We start from the raw sequence: 14910 nt of genomic DNA on the forward strand, positions 1-14910 counted from the left end.
GCGGGTTTTTGTCTCCATGGTGAAGACTGTATCCTCATCACCGCAAGGACAGGAGCCGGAACACAAGCCCAAACCTCAGGGATGGCGGCGGTGGCTGAAGCACCTGCCGCATCTTGTGGGGCTACTGCTTATGGTGGCCGCCATTGCCGTGGTACAGCATGAACTGCGGCATCTGCGCATTGCCGATATCCGTCACGCCATGGAGGCCATTCCCGGCAAGCGGGTGTGGCTGGGCGTGGCGTGCACCTTTCTGTCCTATTTTGTGCTCTCGTTTTATGATCGGTTGGCCGTGGTGCAGGTGGGGTATGGACAGTTGTCCTACCGCCGCACGGCGTTTGCGGCTTTCTGTTCTTACGTGCTCTCCCACAATCTCGGATTTTCTGCGGTTTCCGGGGCGGCGGTACGCTACAGGCTGTACCGTAACTGGGGGGTAGGCTCCTTCGCCATTGCGCAGATTATCGCCTTCTGTTCCGCCACCTATCTGCTTGGGGCGGCGGTGCTGATTGGTGGCGTGCTGATCTGGGAGCCCTCAGTTATTCCCATGGCGGGCAACCATGTGCCTGGGGTGGTGCTCACGCTTGTGGGTGTGCTGCTGTGGCTGGTGGTGCTGGCTTATATCGGGCTGGCCTTCCGGGTGCGGGAATTCACATTCCGCAAATGGACCATTTCTCTACCATCTCCCACCATGGCGGTATTGCAGACGGTGGTTGCCGCAGCGGACGTTGCCGCCACGGCCGCCATTGCCTTTGTGCTGCTGCCCCCTGAAGCCGGGATTGATTACGGGTCTTTTCTGGCCATCTATATCGCCTCTTATACTGCAGGTCTGGTAGCGAGTGTGCCGGGTGGGCTGGGCGTATTTGATGGCGCGATGCTGCTGGCGCTGGGGCCTTACATGCCCGCGCCACAAATTCTTGGCGTCGTGCTTATTTTCCGGCTGTTTTACTACATCATTCCGCTCTTTCTGGCCGGTATCATGTTTGCCGCGCATGAGTTGTTTCTGCGCGGGGATGATGCGCTGGCCGCCAAGAAGCGCAAGAAACAGGCCCAGCCGGATCAGCCGCGCCGCGTGCGCCCCAGCCAGTTGGTGCGCGAAAGCGAGGCCGGATTCTCCGTAGCCGTGGCGACTGGCACGGTCTCTCTGTGCGGGATCATGCTGGTCTGCCTTGTGCTGCTGGACCCCGTTGCCAAATACGCGGTGGTGGAAGGGCCTTTGTTCGGCTGGGTCGGAGCAATCAGCACCTATCTGCTTTCCCTTATGGGGGTTGGGTTGATCGGGCTGGGTATTGGTCTTTCTCAACGAGTGACACTAGCATGGCGTGGCACGTTGCTGCTGCTTGTTATGGCCGCCATCATGACCTTCCTGCGGGGGAATACGGTTTTTGTGCCGGTCATGCTTGGGTTGTCCGCGTTTCTCATCGCGCCCTTCCGGTCCTGTTACTATCGCCACGCGCGCCTGTTGAGCGAACCTCTTTCAGCGTCCACGCTGCTGTCTTTGCTGTTGCTGTTCGGGTGTGTGATTGCACTTGCCACACGGCATGGGGCGGGAAGCTGGTGGCAGATGGTGTTTGTCTTCCCCGCATCCGGTGCCGCACGGTGGACGGTGGCCCTTGCTGTGCTGCTGGCTCTGGTGGTCATCGGGCGGCTTATGCTGCCGGGGCGCATTGCCATCCAGGAATGGGATGCCGAAGCCTATGAGCGTTACCACACGCTTGATCATGCGCTCCCCACTGTGCAGGACATGCATCCGGAAGGCTATGTGACGGGTGAAGCTGGTGAAGCCGTGATTCCCTTGTGCCGCCGTGGTGCGTTTCTGGTGGGGCTGGGTGATCCTGCTGGTTCTGAAGATGATAGCGTTTCCGCCATCTGGCGGCTGCGGGATGTGGCCTTGCAGGAAGGGCTGAAGCCAGCTTTCTGGCAGGTGGGTAATACCTTTGTGCGCATCTATGATGATATCGGGCTGAATGTCTGGCCGCTGGAAGGCAGCAACGGCTTGAATTTCTGTTGCCCGGCAGATGATATTGCACTCGCTTCCCGCGTTATCGCCTCCTATAAGGGCGGCGATGCCGAGCCTCCTGTTCCGGCGTCATAACCGTTTTTCGACCGGCTCCTTCAGGTGCCGCATAATCTGGGTTAAGGGATGTCCGCTCATTTTACCGCCTCTTTCCTGTCAGGAGGAGGCGTTATGCCGGTTGCTACCACCGCAACAACATCCTTCCTGCTGGCGTTTCCTGCGCTGTTTTCCATCGTCAATCCGCTTGGGGCCTCGCTTATTTTCGCGCAGGCCACGGCAGGCCGCTCCCGGCGTGAAATTCTGGCATTGGCCAAGCTGGTGGCGTTCTATTCTTTTATCCTGATGCTGGCTTCCATCTGGCTGGGCGGCAAGGTGCTGGTGTTCTTTGGCATTACCGTCAGTGCCTTGCGGGTGGCTGGGGGGCTGGTTGTGGCTGTGCGGGCGTGGAACCTGTTGCAAAGCCCGGAAAGTATGGAAGCCCAGAAGGAAAAACAGGCACTGCAAGGCGGCAAGACTGTTATGTCCCCCAACTGGTCAGATGCAGCATTTTTTCCGCTGGCCATGCCGTTCACCGTGGGGCCGGGCACCATTGCCGTCGCTATTGCGCTGGGATCAGGCTGCCCGGCAGGCGAATCGTTTCTGGCCTATGAAATGGGCATTACCATTGCTGCTGTCTGCGTGGTGCTGATTGTGTGGGCCGCCTATTCCGGCTCTGAAAAGCTGGTGTCCATGCTGGGCGTGACAGGTACCCGCATTGTCAGCCGTCTGGCCGCACTGGTCCTGCTGTGCATTGGTGTGCAGATTCTTGCTGCCGGTGTGCAGGGTTTTGCTGTGGAAATCTGGCAGCATATGAAGACGGCCTGATTTCCACCGTCGTCTTCTCAAAAGTGCTGTGAGGCCCCGGACGGCAGAAGGCTGCGTTGGTTACAGTGTATCTGACTTCTGCCGAGGCCCTTCTGCTTTGGAAACTCCCGCCTGCCTTCAACGGGGGAGAGCAGGCGGCCTCTGAGGCTTTCGGTCCTATTCGGGCACAATCTGCGTAACAGACCATTCATGCGCGTTAAGCCGGGTTTTTAACCGTTCAAGCTGCGCTTTCGCCTGTTCGGCAAAGCCAAAGGGCGGCTTGATAACCAGCAGCCCGGAGCCGTTCAGGCGGTCCGGATCAACCGGAGGGCGCATCAGCAGTTCTGCCGCCAGAATGTCTCGCACCCCAGCATCCTGCAACGCCATATGAAACGCCCGTACGGGTGTCCGATGTTTGATGGGATACCAGATGGCGATCATCCCATTGGAGAAGCGGGCCTGAATGGTCTGCACGGCGTTTTCCAGCCGTGCGAACTCGTTGGGCTCTTCAAATGGCGGGTCAATCAGCACAAGGCCCCGTTTGGCTGTTTGCGGCGGGAGGAGAGCCCGCAAGGCTTCATACCCATCGCGCTCATGCACGGTGACATTCGGGGTGCGGGTAAAGATGCTATAGAGTTTACGTTTGTCTTCGGGATGTTTTTCGCAGCAGATCAGGTGATCGTGCTCCCGCAGCATCATGGAGACCAGCAGGGGTGAACCGGGATACATCTCCGGGCCGCCTGCTTTCCTGACCAGATCCAGCCACGGCGCGAGCGGACTGTCAGGTCCTTCCTCCGTCAAAAGCCCGATGCCGGTCCGCCATTCCTGTGTTTTTTCGGCTTCCTCGCAGCGCAGATCATACCGGCCGATACCCGCATGCGTATCCAGCACCATGAAGGGCGTGGGTTTGCGCAGAAAACTGCCAATCAGTGACACCAGAAGCGCATGCTTCATGCAGTCGGCAAAGTTTCCGGCGTGGTAGGCGTGGCGATAATTCATGCTGGGATATCCTGCGGGGCAAAGCGGGCGGCCATGTCTTCCAGCGGCCAGCGGGGGCGAGGGCGAAGGGCTGCGTCGTCGGGCTGTGGCAGGCCGCGTTCGGCGGCTTCACGGCAGGTTTCCAGTGCCGCCCAGCCCACCATCACGGCGTTATCCGTGCACAGGCGCAGGGGTGGGGCGGCAAACTGCAAACCGTGCCGGGCGGCTACATCTTCCAGCCGGGCACGGAGCACCGTATTGGCGGCAACACCGCCAGCGGCAACCAGCAGTCTGGCTTCAGGCATCATGCGCAGGGCATGTTCCATCCGGTTGGCGACCACATCGGCGACGGCCTGCTGGAAGGAGGCAGCCAGATCCGCCGCAAACTGGCGGGGGAGGGGAGCTTGCCCATATGGGGCCAGTTTCTGCGCAATGGCTGTTTTCAGGCCGGAGAACGAGAAATCACAGCCTTCGCGGCCCATGAGGGGACGCGGGAGCGGAATGGCCGTGGGGTCTCCCTCCCGTGCCAGTTTTTCCAGCGCCGGGCCACCAGGCCAGCCAAGGCCGAGCATTTTGGCAACCTTGTCAAACGCCTCGCCCGCAGCATCGTCAATCGTGCCGCCCAATTTGCGGTAACGGCCTACCCCTTCCACGGCAATGCACTGACAATGGCCGCCGGAAACAAGCAGCAGCAGATAGGGGAAGGCCGCGCCACCGGGCACAAGGCCAGGCAGGCGGGCTGTCAGGGCATGCGCTTCCACATGGTTGACCGCCACAAAAGGCTTGCCCAGCGCCAGCGCCATGCCCTTGGCAAAACCGCTGCCAACAATCAGCCCCCCAATCAGCCCCGGCCCCGTGCTGGCGGCAATCAGCCCGACCTGCTGGGGTGTGAGGCCCGCATCCTGCAAGGTGGCCTGCACGAGTCCCGGCAGCAGAGCCAGATGGGCGCGTGCGGCAATTTCTGGCACCACCCCCCCGAAATCTGCATGACCGTCCTGAGACACAACCCGTTGGGCGAGGCACTCTCCGCTGGTGGAGAGAATCGCGCAGGCGGTTTCATCACAGGAAGATTCTATGGCGAGCACTGGCCCCGGCATGGGTGCGGCGTGTGTGCTGGAAGTAGGGTCAGGCATGCTGTGCTCAGAGGCTGAATTTGAAAGGTTCATGGTTTTTTCAGGATATGCCGGGGAAGAGACATGTGAGGATTATGGTATGGTCGCGCTGTTCGGCGGGATGCCAGAAGCCTTTGTGGCGAGGTCTCTCCCGTATTTTTCAGATGTGCCGTATAAAGGGCTGGCAAAGCGTTGCGTGGCCGGAATGTCGCGTGGCGTGGCGGTGTAGCCACCGGGGGCGCAAAGTTTTCAGACCTGCCGGGCATCATGGCTGCTTGTCCTTTCATCGTTCCCGGTAATAGACACAACTCATGGACTCAGCCTACCCCTCCGTATCCGCCCCCTCGTCCGCGCTGCAGAAAGTTGCGGCTGAAGCGGCGGCCCGCCAGAAAAAGACAGCAGGGCACGCTGCCCGCCGTCATCTGCCCCTCCGTGTTGGAACCCGCGGGTCTCCCCTTGCGCTGGTTCAGACGCGCGCGTTCCTGACCATGCTTACGCGCTTCTGCCCGGTGTTGCGTGATATGGGTGCGTTTCAGGAGCACCAGATCAACACCACGGGCGATCAGGTGCAGAACAGGCGGCTGGCTGAAATTGGCGGTAAGGGTCTGTTTGCCAAGGAAATTCATGAAGCCCTTTCCGATGGGCGGATTGATTTTGCCGTCCATAGCCTGAAAGACCTTGAAACCGATCTCCCGCCCGGTCTGGTGCTGGCCTGCACATTGAAGCGCGAAGACGCACGTGATGCGCTGATCTTGGGTCCTGATCTTGTGCAGACAGATCCGGATGATCCGTATTCCGCTCTGCCGCAGGGCGCGCTGATTGGCTGCGCCTCCGTGCGGCGGCAGGCGCAGATGCTGCATGTGCGGCCAGACCTGCAATTTGGGCTGCTGCGCGGCAACGTGCAGACGCGAATCGATAAACTTGCCGCCCATCAGTGCGAGGCCACGTTGCTGGCATTGGCCGGGCTGCGCCGTCTGGGCATGGCGGAGCGCGCAGATATTGTGCTGGATCCCACCGTAATGGTTCCTGCTGCGGGGCAGGGGATTGTGGGCGTTACGGTGCGTGAAGACGATATTGAGCTGCGCGAGCTGCTGGCAGCCATTGAGGATTATGAAGCTCGCGCCGTGGCCACAGCCGAACGCGCGTTGCTGGCCGAACTGGATGGGTCCTGCCGCACCCCCATCGGCGGCTATGCGCAGCTTATTCCCGTTGTGGCGGGGGAAGAACCCAAACTGCACCTGACAGGCCTTGTGGCGCGGGAGGATGGGTCCTTCCTGCTCAAGCGGGCTATTAGCGGCGCGCCGGAAGATGCTGCCCGTTTGGGGTATGAACTTGGCAAAAGCCTGCGGGCGGATAGTCCGGCTGATATTTTTGCGGAATGAGGAGGCTGTGTTTTGACAGCCTCTTCTTCACGGAAAAAGGCTGGTAAAATTAGGAGTTCTCGTAATCGTAAGCCGGAGGGCATGCGGTTTCAGACGGCAGCGCACGAAAAACACGTTTCTGTTTTAAACCGTGGGGAGGTAGGCAATGTCTCTCCTCACGTGGCCCATGGTGTGATTGTGACACGGCCCGAACCCGGCTTGTCCGAGACCATGCATGCGGTCGAGGCGGCAGGCTGGAAGGCGTATGCTTCTCCCTCTCTGGATATTGAGGCGCGAACAGTACGGCCTTTGCGCGGACAGTTCGCGGCTGTGGTGCTTACCAGTGGGCAGGCGGTGCCCGCAGCGCGCGAGGCCGTTTCGCCAGACATCCCTGTTTATGCGGTAGGAGATCGCACCGCCCAGCGCGCGCAAGCCGCCGGGTTTACATGCGTGTTCAGTGCACAGGGTGATGCTGAAGCCTTGGCCGCCTTGCTTCGTAAAGCGCTGCCTCCTCAGGCCGGATTGCTGCTGCTCCTTTCAGGCGCGGGGCAGGGAATGGCTTTGGCTGCTGATCTCAGGCACGCCGGGTTCCGTGTCGTCCGCCGCGTGGCCTATAAGGCGCAGTCCGTGCGTGAAGTTTGCGTAGAAGTGCAGTCAGCGCTGAGGAAGAAGGTAATAAGCCACATTCTCTTCTTTTCTGCCGAGAGCGCGCGCGGGTGGCTGAGAGCGTTACCCGTGGCCCTACGGAAATATGCGGCAGCCACAACCGGGATTGTGATGTCTGAAGCAGCGGAAGATATTCTGCGTCACGCAGGATGGCAGGATGTGCGTGTGGCACATCATCCTAATGCTGCGGCGCTACTGCATTTGTTGGGGAAGCGCGGCTAGGGGCACTGGTCCCATTAAAAAAAGGCTTTCAAGCAGATGCCTGAAAGCCTTTTGTGTGTGGAGGGGAAGCGTGTGCTCCCCGTTTCCACTGTGTAATCAGGCGTTGCCAGCAGTCTGCGGGAATTCAGCGCGCTTGGCCTGCCACAGAGCCACAAAATCAATCGGTTGCAGCACGATGGGCGGGAAGCCGCCATCACGCGTGACATCGCTGATGATGTTACGGGCATACGGGAAGATAAGGCGCGGCACTTCAACCAGCAGCATGGGCTCAATGAGTTCCTGCGGCGGGTTGGTCAGGGTCACAACGGCAGCGTAGGCCAGTTCAGCAATAAAGACGGTACGGCCAGGCGTGCCACCTTCCTGTTCCGGCGCTTCCTTGGCTTCTGCCTTGATGGCGAGTGTCACTTCATACACGGCCTGATCATCCTGCAGGCGGTTGGCCTGCACATCAATGTTCACGGCAATGTTGGGCTGAGAGCGCAGGGTGGCAAAAATTTCTGCCCCTACCGGCACCTCAAAGGACAGATCCCGCGTGTATTGCAGGTTAATGGCCAGCGGGAGAGCAGGCGGGGTGGACTGGTCAGATTCAGACATGGAAAAAAACAGCTTTCTTGTCAGGTCATACTCAGATGTTCGGCGGTAGCATGATGGGGTTCCTTCGCCAACCGTCCGAATGGCCATGGGCCAGACAAAGAGGGCACTTCCTGCCGTTCTTCGCAAGGGGAAAAGAGCGCGGAGCGGCGACTAAGTGGCTGTTTCAAAGTCTGCCTGATCAATCTCGCAGGCCTTTTTATGCCGGAACGGGTGACTTCCGGGGCTTAATGTCTTCGCTCTGCAGGGGGCATTAAAAACTATTTTTTAACGTGAAAATCCTCTGCCGGGTTATGGAGCAGACTTTTCAACTGCTCTCTTGTCAGTATCGTCACGGGTTAACTGAGGGCACGCTCTAAAGCGGCCTTGCTGGCCTGATCAAAGGTGCTCGTGCCGCCAGTCCCCATTTTCCAGACTGTCCCCGCACAGGCCCAACAGAAACCACCAGTGCGAGACAACAAGTGTTTCTCCGCTGGCCGGTTGTGCCGCCATGAAGGAGCGGAAACGCTGCACCCGGCTTTGCAGATGGCGGTCACTTTCCGGCAGGTCAGACCACCAGATTTCGTCCAGACCCGCAAAATCAAGCCGGGGCCATGCAGAACAGAGGGCAGAGGCGGGAGAGCCTTCATCGCAGGAATACATGCCGCGTTCGCGTACCAGCGGTGTGATCTCCGGCGTAATGCCCAGCGCTTTGGCAATGGGAGCCGCCGTTTCCAGCGCGCGAGTGAAAGGGGAGACCAGAATGCGGGTAATGTGTTCTCCCGCAAGTTCGTGCACCAGTTGGCGCGCGTGCTCGCGCCCCTGAGCAGACAGGCAGGGGTCCGCCACACCGGGGTCTCGCCCTGTCAGGGTGTAGAGCCGGTTGAATTCGCTTTCGCAATGCCGCAGAATGATCATGTTCTAGCAGATAGTGAGAAAACAGGGGTTTTCGCAAGGGCGCAGCGTTTATTAAGGCTGCGTGATACGGGCTGCTCATTGTAACAGGCAGGGGGCTTGTCTATGTGTAAAGAAAGCCCAGTTCCTGAGTGCACCGCGCCAAAGGGGCGGCCACGTAGAAAATGGACATGTGAAAGATGGATTTTTCCTTCGGCCACTTCCCGGTCGATCTGATTCTTTTTGCCCTTGTGGCGGCCTTTCTGGCTCTGCGGCTGCGCAGTGTTCTGGGGCGGCGGGTTGGCATTCAGCCTGCACCCATGCCTGTAGCACCCCGGCCTGATCCGGCTGGTGTGGTGATTGACGGCAAAGCCGTGCCGCAGGAACAGGCGGTGGAGTATGATATTCCGGCTGCCGGAACCCGCGTAGGGCAGTTGCTGGCCGATATTCGGGCGCAGGATGCGTCCTTCACGCCGCAGCAGTTTCTGGCCGGTGTGCAGACAGCCTTCCGGCAGGTGGTGACAGCATTTGCGGAAGGTGATCGCACAACGCTGAAAAACCGACTGACCCCTGCTGTCTATGCCTCTTTTGAAGCCGCCATTGCCTCCCGTGAGGCTGCCGGGGAAAAGCAGCGGACCGAGATCAAGACGATTCGGTCTTTGGGCATTGAAGATGTCCGCCTGACCCCACTGGCTGTTGGGGTGGGTGCTTCTGTGGATGTGCGCATTGTGTCTGACCAGATTAGCCTTGTTCTGGGGGCAGATGGTCAGCCAATCAGCGGCATGGATGCCGTGACAGAATTTTCAGACCTGTGGACCTTCGAGCGTCTGCTGGGAACGGCTGGTAGCAGCTGGCGTCTGGCGTCGGCGCGTAGTGCGTGAAGGCATCAGGACGGCCTGAGCCTGACGCGCCGATTCGGTCACGGCGTTACAAGGTTGGGCAGCAGGAAATTGTGCGTGGGGATTGTCTGCGCGTTCTGCGGCGCATGCAGGCGGATTCAGTGGATGTGGTGGTAACCTCTCCACCCTATAACATTGGCCTGTCTTACCGCAGTTATCCGGACCGCAAGGAAGAAGCCCATTATCTGGACTGGATGATGGAGGTAGCCGCAGGGTTGCAGCGCGTACTGCGTCCTGATGGCTCGTTTTTCCTCAATATTTCAGGATCATCCGCTCAGCCGTGGCTGCCGTTTGAACTGGCGGTACGGCTGCGCTCGCTGTTTGTGCTGCAAAACCATATTGCGTGGGTCAAATCCATTTCGGTGGGGGAAGACAGCTTCGGCCACTTCAAGCCCATGAACAGCAAACGGTATCTGCACCGCGGGCATGAGCACCTGTTTCACTTTACTCTGAACGGGGATGTGATGCTGGACCGCCTGACGGCGGGTGTGCCGTATAAGGATAAATCCAACATTGCGCGGCGTGGCCACAAACAGGACCGCCGATGCCGGGGGGATGCGTGGTTCATCCCGTATGAAACCGTGCGGGACCGGGCTGAAAAATTTGATCATCCCGGCACGTTTCCCGTAGCACTGCCAGAACAGTGCATTCTGTTGCATGGCCGGAAAGAGGCCCGTGTGCTTGATCCGTTCATGGGCACCGGCACCACACTTCTGGCAGCCCAACGGATGGCATGCCGGGGCGTGGGAATTGAGATTGATGCGGATTATGTGGCCATCGCCCGCAGGCGGCTGGAAGAGGATCAACTCTGCACTGAAGAAGGATGATCGAAAACTTTCATCATTCTGATAAAAATAATCCATTTGACTGTTTGATATGTATCAAACACAACCCTGATGAGAACGAATAAAAGCTTTTCCAGCATTATTTGAAAAATCATCAGGAGTTTTGGTGTTGCGTAGATTGATAGCTTCTCTGGTCGGGGCGGGTGTTCTTGCTTATGGCGGGACAATTGCGTTTTTGACGCATTTCGACCATGTGACAGCGCCTGAACTGCCCGCCACGTCTCCAACAAAGCAGGACCCTGTTGCTCTGGCCGCGTTCAATGCCTTGCGTGAGGCGCGGTGTGACTACTGCCACGCTACGGGCCGGGATCTGCCTTTTTACTTCAAACTGCCCGTTGCCAACCAGTTGATGGAAAAAGACCTGCATGAAGGTCTGCGCCATTTCCGGATAGAGCCGGTGCTGGCAGCTTTTGATCAGGGCAAACCACCAACGGAAGAACAGCTTTCCCGTATTGAGGAAGTTATTACCCAGAACCGCATGCCTCCCAGCATGTACCTGCTGATGCACTGGCATGCGCATCTGTCTGATGCTGAACGCCAGTCCATTCTACACTGGGTGGAAGAAACCCGCCGCAAATATTATGCGGACACCGGGGCTGCCGAGAAATTTGCAGGCGAACCTGTGCGACCGGTTCCGGAAAGCGTGCCGGTGGATGCGGCCAAGGTAGCCTTGGGCCGCCAGTTGTTTTTTGACAAAACCCTCTCTGGCGATGGCACGCTGAACTGCGCAAGCTGCCATGATCTGAACCATGGCGGTGTGGATCATCTGACAACGGCCACGGGCATTGGCGGCCAGAAAGGCCCCATCAATGTGCCGACGGTCTATGATGCCTACTTCAAAATGGCGCAGTTCTGGAATGGCCGAGCACCGGATCTGGCCGCACAGGCGGCTGGACCTGTTATGAACCCGGTTGAAATGGGCTCACACGACTGGCCGGGTGTGGCTGCCAAATTGCAGGCGAATCCGGACTATGCGGGACTGTTCCAGTCTGCTTTTGGGCCAAATGCCAGCATTGATCAGAACACGATCACCACTGCCATTGCCGAGTTTGAAAAAACGCTGGTCACGCCGGATAGCCCGTTTGACGAGTATCTGAAAGGCAATGCCACAGCCATTAACGATCAGGCCAAACGTGGGTATGAAACTTTCAAACGCATTGGCTGCTCCGGCTGCCATAGCGGCATTGCTCTTGGTGGTGGTGCGTATGAGGCAATGGGGCTTGAAGGAGATTACTTCAAAGACCGTGGCGGCAAGGTGACGGACGCAGATGAGGGGCGTTACGCGGTAACCCACAATAATGATGACCGCTTCCGTTTTGTGGTGCCCACCCTGCGCAACATTGATCAGACCGCACCATACTTCCATGATGGTAGCGCCAAGACGCTTGATGAGGCTGTGCGCAAGATGGCCCGTTATCAGACGCCTGATCATGACATTACAGATCAGGATGTTTCGGATATCGTGGCGTTCCTGAAAACACTGACCGGTAAATATGAAGGTCGTTCTCTGGCTGATATGGCCAAGTAATATCCGGTTCTTTGCTTGAAACAGGCCCGCCCGCAGGTGATAGACTTGCAGGCGGGCTTTTTTTATGGGGTCGCACGCGGATAACGGGAGACAAGGGTGTGGTGAAGCGGCGTCGGTTACAGGAAGAGGAAAAGACGCTGTGGTACCACGTCATGCGGGATGTTGTGCCGTTGCATGGAAGCGGTGCCAGTGCGGAAGCCGAAGGGGAAACACCCGCTACGGCTGAAGCGGCGAGTGAAGTGCCTCCGCTTGCGTCTGTTCGGCCTCTGCCGCGCAAGCGCCGGATGCGTACCGTTGATGTGCCCCTGTTTGTGCCACCCGCCCAACCCGCCGTGCGGGTGCAGCATGCGCCTCACCCTACGGAAGAGATTGGGAAGCGCTATCCCGGCGTGGATAATTACAGTTGGCGTACGTTTTCACAGGGAGACATGCGGGTAGAGCGGCGGCTGGACCTGCATGGGCTGGTTGTGCAGGAAGCGTTCCGGCGGCTGATGGAATTCATGGATGTTGCGCAGGTGCGGGGCCTGCGATGTGTGGAAATTATCACTGGCCTTGGCTCCGGGCAGGAGGGCGGCATTTTGCGGCGTGAACTGCCCCACTGGCTGGCTCGCCCGGAAATTCGCGGCCGGGTGCTTGGCCTGTCCTACCCCCATGCGGGGAACAAGGGCTCAGTCCGCGTGTTGCTGCGCCGCCGCAGGGCTTAGGGGCCGGGCGGCGGTATCTCGCCAGCGCGGCATATTGAAAGCCAGCCAGCGCCGCAGGGCAAGCATAACGCTCAGATCGGGCATCATGGTTGCGTAGGTGCTGGCGCAGACCGTGCCCGTGAGCATGATCTGATTTTCTTCCCGTGCATGTACCCGCAGATCATGCGTGGCGGCGGCTTTCTGGCAGGCATGTCGCCATTGCGCCACCGTGGCCGGTAGAGAGAGGATAGGCAGCATCAATCCGGCCTTTATAGCCGTGGCGGTAGCGGTAGCGGCCCATGCCTGATACAGCAGCGCGTTTGGCGCGCGGTGGCGTTCCTGTGCAAAAACCGTAGTGAAATCCAGCGGCAGACCTTGCCTCAGAAAGGGGCTATTAGGGAGCGCATTGGAAAACAGGGGCAGAAACCCTTCTTCCTGAAGGGCAGCCATACGGCCTGAAAAATCGACATCAAAGGGAAGCTGGATCACATCGACCGTGCCTGCTCTCAAAGCCTGTAAGGCGGCTTCCGCCGTGCCAAAACCGGGGAGAGGAAGAGGCCGCAGGCCCAGAAGATCAAGAGCCAGCAGTGTGGGAAGTTCTGGCCCGGTATAGCGGGAAACCCCAACCCGTAGCGGTTGCCCCTTGAGAATACTGGCAACAGACCGATGCAGCGCGGCCTTGCCCACGACAACAGTAGACTGGTGGCTTAAAAAGGTGGGAACCCAGCGCTGATAATCATAATGAACACGGCTATCTCCCGCCAACGCCGCCAGAATGGCCGTGCCCGGTGCAATCACGCCTGCGGGGGGTAAGGCCTGCTCCTGCTGGGTTTCAAACAGGTTCGCCCCGGTCACGCCGTCCCATCCCGTGGTGGTGGTTAAGGGAAAGGGAGAGGCATACTGGAGTTCATCTGCCAGAATAGGCGCAAGCAGGGAGGCCCATTGCCCACATTGGCTATCCGCCACTCCGGCAACGATCAGCGGAGTTGGGGGTTCGGCGGCGGCGCGGGCAGTTGGCAGACGAGCAAAAGAGTAAAAGCCCGAGAGCAGCCCCGCCATCATCATCCTGCGGGAGAGGGTGGTGTTTTGTTCGGGCTGCTCTTTCTGCTTTCGACCTGGCACGTTGTAAAATCCCCCTTAGCCTTAAGACACTGGACCATTGTTTGCAGGCGCGGTGCGGTCAGGGAAAAGGCCCGCTGCACGCCAGCTTCTTTTAAAAATGCAACACGGCAAAATCAGGGCTGACCCTCAGGGCCATTTTACTTCAGGCGGCATGCTCATCAGAATGGCTTCCGTATGGCCGCCAGTCTTCAGGCCAAACAAGGTGCCGCGGTCATGCAGCAGGTTGAATTCCACATACCGGCCACGGCGGACAAGCTGGGCATCACGCTGTTCAGGCGTCCAGGGTTCCATCATGCGGCCACGGATGATTTCCGGATAAGTTTCCAGAAAGGCAAGGCCCACATCTTTGGTGAACGCGAAGTCCTCGGTAATGTTGCCACTATCCAGCCGGTCATAGAAAATGCCGCCCAGACCACGGGGTTCATTGCGGTGGGGCAGGTAGAAATACTTGTCACACCAGGCCTTGAAGCGCGGATAATATTCCGGATCATGTTTGGCGCAGGCCTGCTCAAAACCGGCATGAAACCGGGCAGCGTCATCAATGGCGTCCTCGGACGCCGGAAACATGGGGGTGATATCTCCGCCGCCGCCAAACCAGCCCTGTGTCGTGATGATCATGCGGGTGTTGAAATGGGCCGCAGGCACTAGCGGGCTGCACATATGGGCCACAAGGCTGATGCCTGTGGCAAAAAAGCGCGGATCTTCTGAAGCACCGGGAATGGTGGCGGCAAACTCCGGGCTGAATGTGCCTTCTACAGTGGAAACGTTCACACCCACCTTTTCAAACACACGCCCATACATCAGGCCCATCACGCCGCCACCGCCGGGTGTGCCATCCTGATTCAGCCGATCCCAGCTTTTACGTTCAAAGCGGCCTGCCTTTTCATGTCCGGCCAGAACGGGGCTGCCCTTCTGCACGGCCTCGTCCTCAATCTGCTCAAACGCAGCGCAGATCCTGTCCCGCAGGGTTTCAAACCAGGTGCGGGCTTCACCCTTCAGGGCATTATGGGCTGGAACGGAATCAGCTTTGGTCGGAATCATGCTGGGTCTTGTATCCTCTCACACGCAGGGTTTTCTGGTGGTTTCCCTAGGGGTGCGCTTTCTTGGCGATCATTGCAAGATCAGCTTGTTCATCGCTAAACACGGTGGCTCTGTAAAGGCTGGTACCGCAGATCA

The 14910-nt window shown here is 58.8% G+C and carries 15 protein-coding genes; 9 read left to right on the plus strand and 6 right to left on the minus strand.

Going from position 1 to position 14910, the window contains the following annotated elements; all coding sequences use genetic code 11:
• The first annotated feature begins 16 nt into the window (after window positions 1-16).
• Window positions 17-2089 (plus strand): lysylphosphatidylglycerol synthase domain-containing protein, encoded by a 2073-nt coding sequence (locus AD944_RS14585; protein ID WP_045542364.1) that lies wholly within the window; start codon window positions 17-19, stop codon window positions 2087-2089.
• Window positions 2090-2137: 48 nt separating this feature from the next.
• Entirely contained in the window at window positions 2138-2875 is a 738-nt protein-coding gene (locus AD944_RS14590) for a MarC family protein (protein ID WP_035379300.1), read from the plus strand.
• 156 nt (window positions 2876-3031) lie between these two features.
• Here the strand turns inward: AD944_RS14590 and AD944_RS14595 are convergent, their stop codons facing one another.
• Both AD944_RS14595 and tsaD read right to left on the minus strand, forming a co-directional pair.
• Complete coding sequence (locus tag AD944_RS14595; RefSeq protein WP_045542363.1) at window positions 3032-3853, minus strand: 23S rRNA (adenine(2030)-N(6))-methyltransferase RlmJ; 822 nt, start codon at window positions 3851-3853, stop codon at window positions 3032-3034.
• Entirely contained in the window at window positions 3850-4929 is a 1080-nt protein-coding gene (gene tsaD / locus AD944_RS14600; RefSeq protein WP_248845823.1) for a tRNA (adenosine(37)-N6)-threonylcarbamoyltransferase complex transferase subunit TsaD, read from the minus strand. Before tsaD ends, AD944_RS14595 begins: the two co-directional genes overlap by 4 nt.
• On the opposite strand from tsaD, the gene AD944_RS17115 reads away from it, so the two are divergent.
• The 3 genes from AD944_RS17115 (at window position 4907) to AD944_RS14615 (ending at window position 7193) form a co-directional block, all read left to right on the plus strand.
• Window positions 4907-5173, plus strand: a complete 267-nt coding sequence (locus AD944_RS17115; protein WP_162096765.1) for a hypothetical protein — start codon at window positions 4907-4909, stop codon at window positions 5171-5173. The genes tsaD and AD944_RS17115 overlap by 23 nt on opposite strands.
• An 82-nt stretch (window positions 5174-5255) precedes the next feature.
• Entirely contained in the window at window positions 5256-6326 is a 1071-nt protein-coding gene (hemC, locus tag AD944_RS14610) for a hydroxymethylbilane synthase (RefSeq protein WP_045542362.1), read from the plus strand.
• Between the two features lie 81 nt (window positions 6327-6407).
• A complete protein-coding gene (locus tag AD944_RS14615; protein WP_082741220.1) occupies window positions 6408-7193 on the plus strand; it encodes a uroporphyrinogen-III synthase in 786 nt (261 codons plus the stop codon).
• 96 nt (window positions 7194-7289) lie between these two features.
• On the opposite strand, the gene secB is transcribed toward AD944_RS14615, so the two are convergent.
• Complete coding sequence (gene secB, locus AD944_RS14620) at window positions 7290-7787, minus strand: protein-export chaperone SecB (RefSeq protein ID WP_035379461.1); 498 nt, start codon at window positions 7785-7787, stop codon at window positions 7290-7292.
• 375 nt (window positions 7788-8162) lie between these two features.
• Window positions 8163-8681: a histidine phosphatase family protein gene (locus AD944_RS14625; protein ID WP_045542361.1), complete on the minus strand. Its 519-nt coding sequence runs from the start codon at window positions 8679-8681 to the stop codon at window positions 8163-8165.
• A gap of 176 nt (window positions 8682-8857) precedes the next feature.
• Between AD944_RS14625 and AD944_RS14630 the strand changes: the two genes are divergently transcribed.
• The 4 genes from AD944_RS14630 (at window position 8858) to AD944_RS14645 (ending at window position 12633) form a co-directional block, all read left to right on the plus strand.
• Window positions 8858-9538 carry a Tim44/TimA family putative adaptor protein gene (locus tag AD944_RS14630; protein WP_006560134.1) on the plus strand — a complete coding sequence of 227 codons (681 nt, stop codon included), beginning with the start codon at window positions 8858-8860 and terminating at the stop codon, window positions 9536-9538.
• The gene (locus AD944_RS14635; protein ID WP_006560133.1) at window positions 9535-10383 is read left to right on the plus strand and encodes a DNA-methyltransferase; all 849 of its coding nucleotides are present in this window, start codon (window positions 9535-9537) and stop codon (window positions 10381-10383) included. The genes AD944_RS14630 and AD944_RS14635 overlap by 4 nt, the downstream gene beginning before the upstream one ends.
• Window positions 10384-10510: 127 nt before the next feature.
• Window positions 10511-11929: a cytochrome-c peroxidase gene (locus AD944_RS14640; RefSeq protein ID WP_035379459.1), complete on the plus strand. Its 1419-nt coding sequence runs from the start codon at window positions 10511-10513 to the stop codon at window positions 11927-11929.
• An 11-nt stretch (window positions 11930-11940) separates the two neighbouring features.
• The gene (locus tag AD944_RS14645) at window positions 11941-12633 is read left to right on the plus strand and encodes a Smr/MutS family protein (RefSeq protein ID WP_373317188.1); all 693 of its coding nucleotides are present in this window, start codon (window positions 11941-11943) and stop codon (window positions 12631-12633) included.
• On the opposite strand, the gene AD944_RS14650 is transcribed toward AD944_RS14645, so the two are convergent.
• Both AD944_RS14650 and hemF read right to left on the minus strand, forming a co-directional pair.
• Window positions 12598-13734, minus strand: a complete 1137-nt coding sequence (locus AD944_RS14650; protein ID WP_145912827.1) for a hypothetical protein — start codon at window positions 13732-13734, stop codon at window positions 12598-12600. The genes AD944_RS14645 and AD944_RS14650 overlap by 36 nt on opposite strands.
• A 126-nt stretch (window positions 13735-13860) precedes the next feature.
• Window positions 13861-14775, minus strand: a complete 915-nt coding sequence (gene hemF, locus AD944_RS14655; RefSeq protein ID WP_035379288.1) for an oxygen-dependent coproporphyrinogen oxidase — start codon at window positions 14773-14775, stop codon at window positions 13861-13863.
• Window positions 14776-14910 lie beyond the last annotated feature (135 nt).

This window comes from Acetobacter tropicalis, from assembly GCF_001580915.1.
Lineage (GTDB): Bacteria > Pseudomonadota > Alphaproteobacteria > Acetobacterales > Acetobacteraceae > Acetobacter > Acetobacter tropicalis.